Here is a 13,251-nt window from a genome sequence, read left to right as displayed (position 1 = left end):
CAGCAGACACAATGCATCAACCTGAGCACAGGAACCTAAAAGGAAACATGGAAAAGATTACTCACTACATCAGCGGCCAGCGCGTCGACACTACCAGCGACCGTTACGCCGATGTGTTCAATCCGGCGCTGGGCGTGCCGGTTGCCCGCGTGGCTCTGGGCACGGCGGAAGAAGTCGACGCTGCGGTCAAGGCCGGCGTCGCCGCGTTCCCGGCCTGGTCCAACACGCCGCCGCTGACGCGTGCCCGCGTGATGTTCCGTTTTCTGCATCTGATTCAGCAACGTGCCGACGACTTCGCGCGCATCATCACGCGCGAGCACGGCAAGACCTTCTCCGACGCGCAGGGCGAAGTGGCGCGCGGCATCGAGATCGTCGAATTTGCCGCCGGCATTCCGCAAATGCTCAAGGGTGAATACACCGACCAGATCGCACGCGGCATCGATGCCTGGTCGATGCGCCAGGCGCTGGGCGTGGTGGCCGGCATCACGCCGTTCAACTTCCCGGCGATGGTGCCGATGTGGATGTTCCCGATTGCGATTGCCTGTGGCAACTGCTTCGTTCTGAAGCCATCCGAACGCGATCCTTCGACTGCCTTGCTGATCGCCGATCTGCTCAAGGAAGCCGGTTTGCCTGACGGCGTGTTCAGCGTGATCCAGGGCGACAAGGTCACCGTCGATGCCCTGCTCGATCATCCGCAGGTCAAGGCCATCAGTTTCGTCGGTTCGACCCCGATTGCCGAATACATCTACGCGCGCGGCAGCGCCAAGGGCAAGCGCGTGCAGGCTTTGGGCGGCGCCAAGAATCACATGGTGGTGATGCCGGATGCCGATATGCAACTGGCCGTCGATGCCTTGATGGGCGCCGCCTACGGCTCCGCCGGCGAACGCTGCATGGCGATTTCGGTGGCGGTCGCGGTCGGCTCTGCCGGCGACCAGCTGGTCGCGGCACTGGCTGAGCGCGCACGCACGCTGAAGATCGGAGAAGGCATGAGCGAAGGCGCGGAAATGGGTCCGGTGGTGACCGCCGCCGCCAAAGAGCGTATCGAAAACCTGATCGGCAAGGGCGTGGAGGAAGGCGCCAAACTGGTAGTCGATGGTCGCGGTCTGAAGGTCAAGGGCTTTGAAAACGGCTTCTTCGTCGGCGGCACCCTGTTCGATCACGTGACGCCGGAAATGACCATCTACAAGGAAGAAATTTTCGGCCCGGTGCTGTGTGTCTTGCGTGCACCGGATGTGGCCAGCGCGGTCGAACTGATCAATGCGCATGAATACGGCAACGGCGTCGCCGTCTACACCCGCGACGGTGGCGTGGCGCGCGAATTCGTCCGTCAGATCGAAGTCGGCATGGTCGGCGTCAACGTGCCGCTGCCGGTACCGATGGCCTTCAGCAGCTTCGGCGGATGGAAGCGCAGCCTGTTCGGCGATCACCACATGTACGGTCCGGAAGGCGTGCGTTTCTACACACGTTCCAAAGCCGTCATGCAGCGCTGGCCCAATACTGCCAGCGCCGGTGCGGAATTCGCTTTCCCCCAGATGAAATAAGCGCAGCAGGATAAGACAAGGGCATGATGCACACCATCATGCCCTTGTTGTTTCAGGCCTCCATAAATGCATGCGCGAAGTCTCATCGATGCTGCGCCCGGCATGCATTTCAAAACGTATTTTCACTTGATGTTCAGCGCAGCATTCAGGCAATATTTCTCAGAGCATGAGAAGCCTTGTCATGAAATTTTTTACGCATTTCTCATAGACGATTCTGTATGGTTTTCGCATTGATACAGAACTGCGGGTTGTTGGTGCAGATGCAGAACCTGATGGTGCAGTCGAGTGTAGAAATTGCACCTCGACGGCGACAAGAAATCAGATGAAAGCAAGCGCAGGACAGAAGAAAAAATATCAAGCCGCAGCAAGGGAATGAGACTATGATTTCGCATCGGTTTGCGTGTGCTGTTGATGTACTGAAGCACGCGCATCCCGGCCAAGGAAACGCATGAAATTCCTGGCGAAAGCGCAATTCCTGAATCACGGAATCAGCGAGGAAGAAGCAAATAAGCGGCGCAACAGACGCCCATAAAATTAAACAAGGAGGAGACCGCATGATCTGTCCCGTCATGTCGCAAGAGCCGACTGCACGCCTGGCGCTTCGCTTGCGTATGCGGCATTGATCCCCGTCACCAGCAAGGCTGTTTTTGCTTACGCAAATACGGCGTGATTTGTCTTGCCCGCAAGGATCGTGCAGCGAATTCCGCAGCCGATTTTCTTCTCATTGCCCCGATGATTATTCACGCATCATGGGCATGGAACTTGCGTTGAACTACCCAGATGTATCCTGTCAATGTCTGTCCTTTCTGGAGATGTGAATATGATCAAGCGTCGTGATTTTCTGAAGCTGTCCGCACTTGCCGCACCTGGCGCCCTGTCTTTCAGCGATGTGTTCGCGCAATCCGATGCGATTTCCTTCGGTTGCCCGGTGCCGATGTCGGGCCCGTTCGCCGCCAACGGCAAATACGCCGACATGGGCATGAAGCTGGCGCTGCAGAAATACGGCAAGGTGCTGGGCAAGAATCTGAGCTACACCACGCTGGACACTGAAGGCAAGCCGGCCACCGCCGTGCGCAAGATGCAGGAAACCATGGAAAAGGGCACGCGCTTTTTCGCCGGCGGCATCCTGTCGGGCGAAGCGCTGGCGATGGGCAAGGAAGCGGAGAAAGGCGGCAGCATTTTCATCACCACCGCCGGCGCCGATGAAATCACCGGCAGCGATTGCAATCGCGCCACCTTCCGCTGGTCGGTGCCGACCTTCGGCGCCATCGAACAGACCGTGCGCCCGCTGCTGGAAAAGCTGCCGAACGCCAAGCGCTGGTACACCATCACGCCGCAATACGTGTTCGGCGACGGCCTGCTAAGCGCGGCCAAGGCCATCTTCAAGGAAAAGGGTATCGAGCACGTCGGCAACAGCTATCACTCGCTGGCCGAAAAAGAATTCAGCGGCTATCTGACCAACGCCATGGCGGCCAAACCCGACGTGCTGCTGCTGCTCAATTTCGGCTCGCAATCGTCGGATACGCTGCGTCAGGCGGTCAGCTTCGGCATGAAGAACAACTGTACGATTCTGATGGCCTGGGCTTCGGGTCTGGAACAGTTCGAGACCCTGGGCGCCGACATCTGCGACGGCGTGTACTTCGGCGCGCAATACTGGCACGCCATCGATTCGCCGTTCAACAAGGAATTCGTCAAGCTGGTCAACGACAACCTGAAGATCGATCCCAACTACAGCCTGGCCGGTTCCTACATCTGTACCAAGATCATGCTGGACGCCATCATCAAGGCCAACAGCACCGATCCGAAGGCGGTCATCGCGGCCATGGAAGGCATGAAGTACGAAGGCCTGACCGGCACCGAGGAAATCCGCAAGGGTGATCACCAGGTCATCAAGAACTACTACCTGCTCAAGGGCAAGGCCAAGTCCAAGATGGCCAACAAGAACGATTACGCCGACATCATTTCCTCCGGAAAATCCTTCCTGGCGCTCGACAAGACCCTCTGCAAAATGTAGTCGAATCGCTCATGGCGCTACGGCGAAGCCGTAATCGGCAGCGGGCGGTGCGCGCAATCCTCGCGTACGCCAAGTACGCTCGGTTGCTGCGCTCCGGCCGCTGCCGGCTGACGGCTCCTCGCTACGCGCCATGAACGATTCGGGTGGCGCGGGAGAATTTTTCTTTCGCCGCTTGTGGTTATCACAGACTTTAGTCACGAGGTTTCATGAATATTTATTTGCTGCAGATCGCGAACGGCATCGGCATCGGCATGTTGTATTTCTTGCTGGCGGTGGGCTTGTCTATCGTGTTCGGCTTGCTGCGCTTCGTCAATTTTTCGCACGGCGCATTCTTTTTGCTGGGAGCATATCTGTGCTTTCAGCTCGGTCAGATGGGCCTGAATTTCTGGTGGTCGCTGCTGGTGGCGCCCTTTGTGGTGGCCTTGTTCGCGTGGGTGGTGGAGCGCTTCGTGCTGCGCCACATCTATGCGCTGCCGCATCACTTCCATATTCTCTTTACAGTCGGCCTGGCGCTGGTGCTGCAGGAGGCGGTGATCTCTTACTGGGGGCCGCTGGGCAATAATGTTTCGCCGCCGGATGTGCTGCAGGGCGTGGTGATGGCCGGCGGTTTCGTGTATCCCAAGTATCGTCTGTTCGTGATCGCTTTCACTGCGGTGATGGCGCTGCTGCTGTGGTGGATTCTGGAAGGCACGCGCCTCGGGTCCATCGTGCGCGCCGGCAGCGAATCGACCGAGATGGTGTCGCTGCTCGGTCTGAACATCAATCGCATCTTCAGTCTGGTGTTTGCGCTGGGCGCCTTCACCGCCGGTCTGGCCGGCGCGCTGGCGGCGCCGATCCGCGGCGTCGAACCCTTCATGGGAGTGGAAGCGCTGGGCATCGCCTTCGTGGTGGTGGTGATCGGCGGCCTCGGCAGTTTTTCGGGCGCGCTGGTGGGCGGCATTCTGGTCGGCATCGTGCAGAGCGTGATGAGCACGGTGTGGTCGGAAGGCGCGCACCTGATGATTTACATCGCGATGGCGGCGGTCATGCTGCTGCGTCCCAACGGCCTGCTCGGCCGCGCCAGCTAGGAGACCCCATGAAACATATCGTGCATTTCCGCTTCACGCTGCTGGCCGCGCTGGTCGCGCTTTTGCTGCCCCTGTGTGTCAGTTCCGGCACGCTGGCGACTGAAGTACTGATCTATGCGCTGGCGGCGCTGGGTTGCAACCTGCTGCTCGGCTACACCGGTCTGATGTCCTTCGGTCAGGGCATTTTCTTCGGCGTCGGCAGTTACGCCACCGGCCTCGCCTTGCTGCATCTGAAGGCGCCGCTGTTGCTGTCTTTGTTGATCGCCATGCTGATCGGCGCCCTGGTGGCGCTGCTGGTGGGCTGGTTTTCGATTCGTCAGCGCGGCACCTATTTCGTGATGCTGACGCTGGCCTTCGCCCAGATGTTTTACTTTCTCGCGTACACGATGAAGGATGTCACCGGCGGCGATAACGGCCTGCTCGACATTCCACGCCCCAGCCTCTCCTTCTTCGGCCAGACGCTGCTGCCGACCTCGACCTCGTGGCAGTACTACACCTTTGTCGCGGTGCTGTTCGTGCTGGTGTTCTGGCTGCTGCAACGGGTGGTCGATTCGGTGCTGGGCCGCACGCTGCTGGCGGTGCGCGACAACGAGGCGCGCGCTTCTGCGGTGGGCTATGACATCACGCTGCTGAAGCTGGCGGCGTTCGTGATCTCGGGTGCCGTCACCGGTCTGGCCGGCGGTCTGCACGCGATGATGACCGGCGTCGCGCCGCTGTCCAATATCGAATACCACACCAGCGAATCGATCTTGATCATGACCGTGATCGGCGGCACCGGCAATCTGTTCGCCTCCGTGCTGGGCGCTTCGTTCTATGTGCTGGTCGGCAACTGGCTGTCGAGCCTGTGGCCGCGCTGGCTGATGCTGCTGGGCTTCCTGCTGATCGGCGTCAGCCTGTACATGCACAAGGGTCTGTTCGGCCTGGCGCAATCGCTGCTGCGCAAGCTGCAACCTGGCAAGAATCAAAGCGCGGCCGCTGCGATCAAGGAGAACCATTGATGAGTACTGCAACGCCTATCCTGCGCGCACTCAATGTGACCAAGCGCTACGGTAAATTCACTGCGGTCAACGGCATCACGCTGGACATTCTGCCGGGCACCGTGCATTCGGTGATCGGCCCCAACGGCGCCGGCAAGACCACGCTGTTTCACACGCTGACCGGCACCACGCCGATCACTGAGGGCAGCATTCTGGTGGAAGGCGAGGAAGTCTCGCATCTGCCCGGCTACAAGCGCGTCAAGAAAGGCCTGGCGCGCTCGTTTCAGGTGACCAGTCTGTTCCCCAATCTGAGCGTGCGCGAAAACCTCAGGCTGGCGGCCCAGGGCCGTCATCCGGCGCAGGCGCTCAACCCATGGCGGCGCCCCGAACTGCTGCGCCGCGCCTGCGATATCGCCGAGCAATTGCTGGTGCGCCTGAGTCTGCAAGCGGTGGCCGAGCGGCTGAGCGCCGAGTTGTCGCACGGCCAGCAGCGGCGGCTGGAAGTCGGCATGGCGATGGCCGGCGAGCCCAAGGTGATCTTTCTGGATGAGCCGACCTCGGGCATGGGCATTGACGACATCGGCGACATGAAGCGTCTGATCCATAGCCTGCGCGACAGCTACACGGTGGTGCTGATCGAGCACAACATGGATATCGTGATGGATATCTCGGATCAGATCACGGTGATGCAGCAGGGGCAGATTCTGGCGCAGGGCAAACCGGCCGAAATCCGCAGCGACGAGCGCGTACGGCGCGCCTATCTGGGCAGCATGATTACCGGCGGCAAAGCAGCGAATGCCGGAAAGGAAAGCACATGATCCTCAAGCTCGAAGACATTCATGGCTACTACGGCAAGAGCCACATCCTGCAGGGCATTTCGCTGCAGGTGGCGCAAGGCGAAGTAGTCACGCTGCTGGGCCGCAACGGCGCCGGCAAGACCACCACGCTCAAGAGCATCGTCGGCGTGGTGGCGCCGACGCAGGGCAAGGTACTGTTTCAGGGTGACAATGTTGCCGGCCTGCCGCCGCACAAGATTGCCGCGCGCGGCGTCTGTCTGGTGCCGGAACATCGTGGCATCTTCAAGCTGCTGACGGTGGAAGAAAACCTGACCATGGCGGCGCGCAAGGAGTCGGCCTGGGGCCTGGAAGACGTGTACAAGATCTTCCCGCGCCTGAAGGAGCGCCGCAAGAACGGCGGCGGCCAGTTGTCGGGCGGCGAGCAGCAGATGTTGGCGATTGCGCGCGCGCTGATGACGCATCCCAAGGTGCTGATGCTGGACGAGCCGGTGGAAGGTCTGGCGCCGGTGATAGTCGACGAGATCGTGGCCCAGATCAAGCTGATCAAGGCCACCGGCATGTCCATCATTCTGGTGGAGCAGAATCTGGAAGTCTGCACCCAGCTGGCGGATCGCCACTACATCGTGGAGCAGGGACGCATCGCCTACAGCGGCAGCAATCAGGAATTTCTGGCGGACGACGGTGTCAAGGATCGCTATCTGGGCGTGAATCTTGCTGCCTGATAGCGGGCCTCACATCGGGAAGCCGACGAACAGGGAAGTTGAAGGGTCAGAATTTTTTTTCTTACCCCATCTCAAATTGATCTGATTTTTCAGACCTATTTTTGATCCCCAAGCCTATTGAAAACGGAGTCAGACATGAACACCAAGAACGCACAATCTCCCGCCATCGCCGCCCTGCGCATCGACGGCCAACGCCTTTGGGATTCTTTGATGGAACTGGGCGCGATCGGCGGCACCGCCAAGGGCGGCGTATGCCGGCTGGCGCTGACCGACCTCGACAAGCAGGGCCGCGACCTGGTGACATCCTGGGCCAGGGCGGAAGGCATGAGCGTGGTAATCGATCAGATCGGCAACATCTTCATGCGCCGCGCCGGCCGCAACAACGCTCTACCCCCGGTGATGACCGGTTCGCACATCGATACCCAGCCGACCGGCGGCAAGTTCGACGGCAACTACGGCGTGCTGTCCGGACTGGAAGTGATCCGCACGCTGAATCAGCACAAGATAGAAACCGAGGCGCCGATCGAGGTCGCGGTGTGGACCAATGAAGAGGGTTCGCGCTTCGTGCCGGTGATGATGGGCTCGGGTGTATTCTGCGGCGCCTTTACGCTGGAACATGCCTACGGCGCCACCGATGTCGACGGCAAGAACGTGAAAGATGAACTGACGCGCATCGGCTACATCGGCGAACAGAAGTGCGGCGACCACCCCATCGGCGCCTACTACGAAGCGCATATCGAACAAGGCCCGGTGCTGGAAAATGCCGACACCGTGATCGGCGTAGTGCCGGCGGTGCTCGGCCTGTCGTGGTACGACTGCACGGTGACCGGTTTCGAATCGCACGCCGGCCCGACGCCGATGGAAATCCGCAAGGACGCGCTGCAGGTATCGACCTACATCATGCAGGAGGTGGTGGCCATCGCCCATCGCTATCCGCCTTACGGCCGCGGGACGGTAGGCCAGGTGCAGGTGATGCCGAACAGCCGCAACGTGATTCCGGGCCAGGTGAAGTTTTCCATCGACCTGCGCAATGTCAGCGACGAGACGCTCAACACCATGCACGAAGATCTGCTGGCTTACCTTGAGCAGACGCGTCAGAAGACCGGCCTCAGGATCGAGCTGGAACGCGTTTCCTATTTCCCGCCCTGCCCCTTCCATCCGGAATGCGTCGGCAATGTGCGCGACGCCGCCGACGCACTCGGCTACAAGACCATGGATGTGGTTTCGGGCGCCGGTCACGACGCCATCTACGCCGCGCGCCTGGCGCCGGCCGGCATGATCTTCGTGCCGTGCAAGGACGGCGTCAGCCACAACGAAATCGAAGACGCCAAGCCGGAACATCTGGAAGCCGGTTGCAACGTGCTGTTGCAGGCCATGCTGGCAAGCGCCGGCGCTCATCTCTGAACCGATACGGAATCACCATGCCCCTGAAGATCGTCATCGCTCGTCTGAATCACGAGACCAATACCTTTTCGCCCATCCCGACGCCGCTGGAAGCTTTTATGCCGCAATGGGACGAGGCGGCCTACAAGGACCAGAAAGGCGCGCGCACTGCGATGGGCGCCTTCCTCGACATCGCTGAAAAGCTGGGCGCAGAAATCGTCACGCCGCTGGCGGCGATGGCCAATCCCAGCGCGGCAGTCGCGGCCGATGCCTACACGCTGATGAACGACGCCATCGTGCGCGCCATCGAAGGCGGCTGCGACGCCATCATGCTGGATCTGCACGGCGCCATGGTGGCCGAGAACGCCGATGACGGCGAAGGTACGCTGCTGGAACGCGTACGCAGGATCGCGCCGGACACGCCGCTGTGCGTGGCGCTCGATCTGCACGGCAATGTGACGCAGAAGATGGTTTCCAATGCCGACATCATCGTCAGCTTCAAGACCTATCCGCACATCGACATGTACGAAACCGGCGCTCACGCCGGCCGCCTGCTGGTCGATCTGCTGCAAAGGAAATCGCAGCCGGTGATCGCCTGGCGTCAGTTGCCGCTGCTGTCGGCCACGCTGACCAGCAACACCTCGGCCAGCGCCATGCAGCGCGCGGTGGAAGCCGCCAAGGAAGCCGAGACGCAGGATGGTGTGCTGGCAGTCTCGGTGCTGGCAGGGTTTCCGCTGTCCGACTTTCGCGATGCCGGCATGTCGGTGGTGGTGGTCGCGGAAAACAATCCCGCGCTGGCCGATGCCGTCGCAGAACAGATCGCCCGCAAGATGTGGAACGAGCGCGACGACTTCGTCTACGACAGCCTGCCCCTGAAAGAGTCTCTGGCCCAGGCCAGAGCGCGCAGCCAGGGTGCCGGCCAGGGTCCGGTGCTGTTGCTGGATCACAGCGACAACGTGATGTCGGGCGGCACCTGTAACACCATGGATGTGCTGGAGGCGGCGCTGGAAGCCGGCCTCGACGGCATCGCGGTGGGCCCGATCAGCGACCCGGAAGCGGTGGCTGCGTTGATCAAGGCCGGCATCGGCGCCACCGTCACGCTGGCCATCGGCAACAAGGTGCAGCTGACGCAACAAGGCATCAGCAAGACGCCGCCGCTGCTGACCGGCAAGGTGCTGGCAATCACCGACGGCAAGTTCCGCGTGGAGGGGCCGATCTATACCGGCTCCACCATCCAGATGGGCAACAGCGTGCTGTTCGATATCGGCGCCGCCAGGATCGTGGTGACCGAAGAACGTGTGGAGCCGTATGACCTGGGCGTATTCACCAGCCTCGGCCTCGATCCGGCGCAGGAGTCTTTCCTGATCCTGAAATCGCGCATGTATTGCCGTCCGGTGTTCGTGCCGATCAGCCGCGGGCTGGTGGAGTGCGATTCCGACAGCGGCGGACCGACCAGCGCCAATCTGAATCTGTTCCCGATCCGCAAGGTGCGCCGTCCTATCTATCCGCTGGAAGCGCAGCTTGAGTGGTGAGGATGCAGTTTGCGCGGGGTTTGCCGTAGCAGCATTCTGTTACGGCAAACCCCGCGCAGCTGCGCCAAGTACACAAACATAAGAACGCCAAGAGACAAGCGAGCCCACTCATGTCCAGCTCCCCCGCCGTCGCCGACGGCCGCAAGAATGCAGGACAGCGCAGCGCCGGCGCCAAGGCCATGCTGCTGTTACTCGGCCTGGTCTGGGGTCTGAACTGGCCGGCGGTGAAAGTGGCGCTCAGCGGCGTCTCGCCCTGGAGTCTGCGCACAGTCGGTCTGGGCGCCGCAGCGCTGACCGTGTTCGCGCTCGGCCTTATGCGCGGACGCAAGCTGGCAGTACGCTCGGGACGTGAGCGGCTGCACATTGCGGTGGCGGGACTGCTCAATGTGGCGGCCTTCAATATTCTGCTGACCTTCGCGCAACTGGGCGCAGCCACCTCACGCGTGGCCATCATCACTTACTCCATGCCGCTGTGGGCCACGCTGTTCGCACGCATCGCCCTGGGCGAACGGCTGGATCGGGTACGCCTGGCCGGCTTGCTGCTGGGTGCCTGCGGTCTGGCGATCCTGCTGCTGCCGCTGATCGGCGGCGGCTTGCCGCACGGGGTGCTGTTTGCGCTGGCGGCGGCGCTGTCATGGGCCGCAGGTACGGTCTACATGAAGTGGGCCAGACTGACTTCCGACCCGCTGTGCATCGCTGCCTGGCAATTGCTGATCGGCGCGCTGGTGGCGCTGACCGGGCTACTCAGTTTCGAAGGCCTGCCGCACTGGTCGCAGTGGGATCACCTGTCGCAGCGGGTGCTGATCGCGCTGGGCTATCACATCCTGTTCGGCATGGCTCTGGCCTATGTGCTGTGGTTCAGCATCATCGCCCTGCTGCCGGCCGGCGTCGCGGCGCTGGGTACCTTGCTGGTGCCGGTGGTGGGCGTGAGCAGCGCGGTGCTGGTGCTGGGCGAACGGCCGGGCATGACGGATCTGAGCGGCTTTGCACTGATTTTTTGTGCGGCCTTGTGCGTATTGATGCCGGCCGGGATATTCAAGCGCGGATAGCCGCCTCGCACAGGCATGAATGCAAAACGCCGTTCAGAAAACTGAACGGCGTTTTTATTTGACGAAACGGATGCCGGCTTCAGGCGGCCAGTGCTTTTTCCAGCAGCTGATGCAGTTCGGCGAATTGCGGTGCGCCGACATAACGCTTGATGATGTTGCCGTCCTTGCCTATCACGAAGGTGGTCGGGGTCAGCTTGACTTCGCCGAAGGCATTGGCCAGCTTGTCTTGCGGATCGAGCGCGACCTTGAACGGCAGTTTGCGCGTCTCGGTGTAGTTCAGCACATAGTTAGGCGGATCGTAGCTCATCGCCACGGCGACGAAGTCCAGGCCCTGGTCCTTGTACTTGTTGTAGGTCTCGATCATCTGCGGCATTTCGCCGACGCAGGTGGTACAGCTGGTGGCCCAGAAATTGACCATCACGACCTTGCCGCGCAGATCCTTCAGGGCGACCTTTTCACCATCCAGCTTGGTGAAGGTGACATCGGGCGCATTATTGGCCGCGTTGACCTTGAGGTAGCCAAAGGCGGCCACTGCCGCGACCAGCACCAGTCCGCCGAACTTGAGCCACAGGCGATTGCCGGATGGGGCCGCCTGGGGAGTATTAGCTTGCATGTGAGCACTCCGTCAATAAAAGGAATTGCCGCAAGCGGCAAGGCCTTGGGAAATTTGGGATCACCAGATGATCAGCCGCCAATTATAGGCCCGTCGGGCAAATCGCGCCGCGCCATGAAAAAACCGCCGCACGAGGCGACGGTTTCTGGTACTGCCGAAAGAAGGCTGAAACGCCGGACTTCGTTTTGCTTCAGATTCAGCTGGTCGACTTGTTTTCGCTGGCCGGCTTGCGCTGATACTCCTTTAACTCTTCTTCGCTGATGTATTCATACAGCGTCACAACCTTTTGCACGCCGCTGACGCCGCTGGCAATTGCCGCTGCGCGCGCGCCTTCGGTTTGCGTGACGCGCCCCATCAGATACACGATGCCGCGCTCGGTGGTGACCTTGAAGGCGCTGGAATACAGGTCTTTGGCATCCACCAGGCTGGCCAGCACCTTGCTGGTGATCAGCGTATCGCTGGAGCGCGAAGAGAAGCTCGATGCAGCCTCGACCGCCAGTTCGTTGTACACGCCCTGAACGTTGTCGATACCCTTGGCTTCGCGTTCGGCGGCCGCCTTGGATGCTTCGTCAGGCACTTCGCCACTCAGCAGAACCTTGCGGTTGAAACTGGTGACGTTGATGTGCGCACCGGCGGAAACCGCGCCGGGGATCTGGGTTTCACCCTTGACCACGATAGACTTGTCTTCAGTCTGCGCACCCAGCGTGCGGCGGTCGGTCGCCGCAAAAGTACCCACCAGCGCACCGCCGGCAAATACCGCAAAGCAGCCCTGCAGGCTCATGGCCAACATGCCGCATACCGCTACCGTCGCCAGCGGGCGTCGCATTCTGTTCCAGGCCGATCGCACATCACTCATTCACATCACCTCCGAAAAGCGCGACATCGATACCGTCGCAAATACAATGCAATGTCACCAGATGCACTTCCTGGATGCGCGCGGTACGGTCATGCGGCACACAGATATGCACATCGGCGTCTGTCAGAACTTGCCCGATCTTGCCACCGCCCTTGCCGGTCAATGCCACCACGCGCATGTCGCGCTCCTGCGCAACTTCAATCGCGGCCAGCACGTTGCCGGAATTGCCGGAGGTGGAAAACGCCAGCAACACGTCGCCTGCCTGGCCAAAGGCCTGGACCTGCTTCGAGAAGATTTCCATGTAGCTGTAATCGTTGCCGACCGCGGTCAGGATGGAGGTATCGGTGGTCAGCGCCAGAGCCGGAAGAGGCAGGCGCTCACGTTCGAAACGCCCGACCAGCTCGGCGGCAAAATGCTGGCAATCAGCGGCGGAACCGCCATTGCCGCAGGCAAGAATCTTGTTGCCATTCGACAGTGCCGTGAACATAAGTTCAATCGCCTGCTCGATGGGCTGTTCGAGTACGGTTGCGGACTTGAGCTTGAGCTCTGCGCTTTCCTGAAAATGGGAGTGGATGCGTTGATTTGTCATAGTGCTTGCGATTATAGATGAGTTGAGCTGGCTAGATTCTGGGCGAACCGTAAAGAATGGTTTCAAATTGCTTCAGCGAAGAGGCGCCTCCTGAACGACTTTTTCTCCCCA

The 13,251-nt window shown here is 60.8% G+C and carries 12 protein-coding genes; 9 read left to right on the top strand and 3 right to left on the bottom strand.

Features of this window, described 5'->3' with window-relative positions; all coding sequences use genetic code 11:
* Positions 1–47: 47 nt before the first annotated feature.
* From PQR62_RS06425 to PQR62_RS06385, 9 genes are all read left to right on the top strand, one after another.
* The gene (locus PQR62_RS06425; RefSeq protein ID WP_408155972.1) at positions 48–1,541 is read left to right on the top strand and encodes a CoA-acylating methylmalonate-semialdehyde dehydrogenase; all 1,494 of its coding nucleotides are present in this window, start codon (positions 48–50) and stop codon (positions 1,539–1,541) included.
* A gap of 820 nt (positions 1,542–2,361) precedes the next feature.
* The gene (locus PQR62_RS06420) at positions 2,362–3,555 is read left to right on the top strand and encodes an ABC transporter substrate-binding protein (RefSeq protein WP_408155969.1); all 1,194 of its coding nucleotides are present in this window, start codon (positions 2,362–2,364) and stop codon (positions 3,553–3,555) included.
* A gap of 206 nt (positions 3,556–3,761) precedes the next feature.
* Positions 3,762–4,622 (top strand): branched-chain amino acid ABC transporter permease, encoded by an 861-nt coding sequence (locus PQR62_RS06415; protein ID WP_408155966.1) that lies wholly within the window; start codon positions 3,762–3,764, stop codon positions 4,620–4,622.
* Between the two features lie 8 nt (positions 4,623–4,630).
* Positions 4,631–5,620 (top strand): branched-chain amino acid ABC transporter permease, encoded by a 990-nt coding sequence (locus tag PQR62_RS06410; RefSeq protein WP_408155964.1) that lies wholly within the window; start codon positions 4,631–4,633, stop codon positions 5,618–5,620.
* Positions 5,620–6,417 (top strand): ABC transporter ATP-binding protein, encoded by a 798-nt coding sequence (locus PQR62_RS06405; RefSeq protein ID WP_408155962.1) that lies wholly within the window; start codon positions 5,620–5,622, stop codon positions 6,415–6,417. Before PQR62_RS06410 ends, PQR62_RS06405 begins: the two co-directional genes overlap by 1 nt.
* The gene (locus PQR62_RS06400) at positions 6,414–7,118 is read left to right on the top strand and encodes an ABC transporter ATP-binding protein (protein ID WP_408155959.1); all 705 of its coding nucleotides are present in this window, start codon (positions 6,414–6,416) and stop codon (positions 7,116–7,118) included. Before PQR62_RS06405 ends, PQR62_RS06400 begins: the two co-directional genes overlap by 4 nt.
* A 135-nt stretch (positions 7,119–7,253) precedes the next feature.
* Positions 7,254–8,522 carry a Zn-dependent hydrolase gene (locus PQR62_RS06395; RefSeq protein ID WP_408155957.1) on the top strand — a complete coding sequence of 423 codons (1,269 nt, stop codon included), beginning with the start codon at positions 7,254–7,256 and terminating at the stop codon, positions 8,520–8,522.
* A gap of 17 nt (positions 8,523–8,539) precedes the next feature.
* Positions 8,540–10,033, top strand: a complete 1,494-nt coding sequence (locus PQR62_RS06390; protein ID WP_408155954.1) for a M81 family metallopeptidase — start codon at positions 8,540–8,542, stop codon at positions 10,031–10,033.
* 110 nt (positions 10,034–10,143) lie between these two features.
* A complete protein-coding gene (locus PQR62_RS06385) occupies positions 10,144–11,082 on the top strand; it encodes a DMT family transporter (RefSeq protein WP_408155951.1) in 939 nt (312 codons plus the stop codon).
* A 79-nt stretch (positions 11,083–11,161) separates the two neighbouring features.
* Here PQR62_RS06385 and PQR62_RS06380 read toward each other — a convergent pair whose 3' ends face one another.
* The 3 genes from PQR62_RS06380 to PQR62_RS06370 form a co-directional block, all read right to left on the bottom strand.
* Positions 11,162–11,695 (bottom strand): peroxiredoxin family protein, encoded by a 534-nt coding sequence (locus tag PQR62_RS06380; RefSeq protein WP_408155948.1) that lies wholly within the window; start codon positions 11,693–11,695, stop codon positions 11,162–11,164.
* 196 nt (positions 11,696–11,891) lie between these two features.
* On the bottom strand, positions 11,892–12,551 hold the full coding sequence (locus PQR62_RS06375; RefSeq protein ID WP_408155946.1) for a BON domain-containing protein: 660 nt from the start codon (positions 12,549–12,551) through the stop codon (positions 11,892–11,894).
* Positions 12,544–13,140, bottom strand: coding sequence for a phosphoheptose isomerase (locus PQR62_RS06370; protein ID WP_408156848.1), 597 nt, complete (start codon positions 13,138–13,140; stop codon positions 12,544–12,546). Before PQR62_RS06370 ends, PQR62_RS06375 begins: the two co-directional genes overlap by 8 nt.
* Between the last annotated feature and the right edge of the window lie 111 nt (positions 13,141–13,251).

Source organism: Herbaspirillum lusitanum (assembly GCF_046025995.1).
Taxonomy (GTDB): domain Bacteria; phylum Pseudomonadota; class Gammaproteobacteria; order Burkholderiales; family Burkholderiaceae_D; genus Herbaspirillum; species Herbaspirillum lusitanum_A.
Note: the sequence above shows the minus strand (reverse complement) of the source record. Positions and strands in the feature narration are given on the sequence as shown.

Coding starts and splice junctions, on each gene's coding strand:
- PQR62_RS06415 (WP_408155966.1), top strand. CDS start 3,762: ATGAATATTTATTTGCTGCAGATCGCGAACGGCATCGGCATCGGCATG.
- PQR62_RS06395 (WP_408155957.1), top strand. CDS start 7,254: ATGAACACCAAGAACGCACAATCTCCCGCCATCGCCGCCCTGCGCATC.
- PQR62_RS06400 (WP_408155959.1), top strand. CDS start 6,414: ATGATCCTCAAGCTCGAAGACATTCATGGCTACTACGGCAAGAGCCAC.
- PQR62_RS06410 (WP_408155964.1), top strand. CDS start 4,631: ATGAAACATATCGTGCATTTCCGCTTCACGCTGCTGGCCGCGCTGGTC.
- PQR62_RS06420 (WP_408155969.1), top strand. CDS start 2,362: ATGATCAAGCGTCGTGATTTTCTGAAGCTGTCCGCACTTGCCGCACCT.
- PQR62_RS06370 (WP_408156848.1), bottom strand. CDS start 13,140: ATGACAAATCAACGCATCCACTCCCATTTTCAGGAAAGCGCAGAGCTC.
- PQR62_RS06425 (WP_408155972.1), top strand. CDS start 48: ATGGAAAAGATTACTCACTACATCAGCGGCCAGCGCGTCGACACTACC.
- PQR62_RS06385 (WP_408155951.1), top strand. CDS start 10,144: ATGTCCAGCTCCCCCGCCGTCGCCGACGGCCGCAAGAATGCAGGACAG.
- PQR62_RS06405 (WP_408155962.1), top strand. CDS start 5,620: ATGAGTACTGCAACGCCTATCCTGCGCGCACTCAATGTGACCAAGCGC.
- PQR62_RS06380 (WP_408155948.1), bottom strand. CDS start 11,695: ATGCAAGCTAATACTCCCCAGGCGGCCCCATCCGGCAATCGCCTGTGG.
- PQR62_RS06390 (WP_408155954.1), top strand. CDS start 8,540: ATGCCCCTGAAGATCGTCATCGCTCGTCTGAATCACGAGACCAATACC.
- PQR62_RS06375 (WP_408155946.1), bottom strand. CDS start 12,551: ATGAGTGATGTGCGATCGGCCTGGAACAGAATGCGACGCCCGCTGGCG.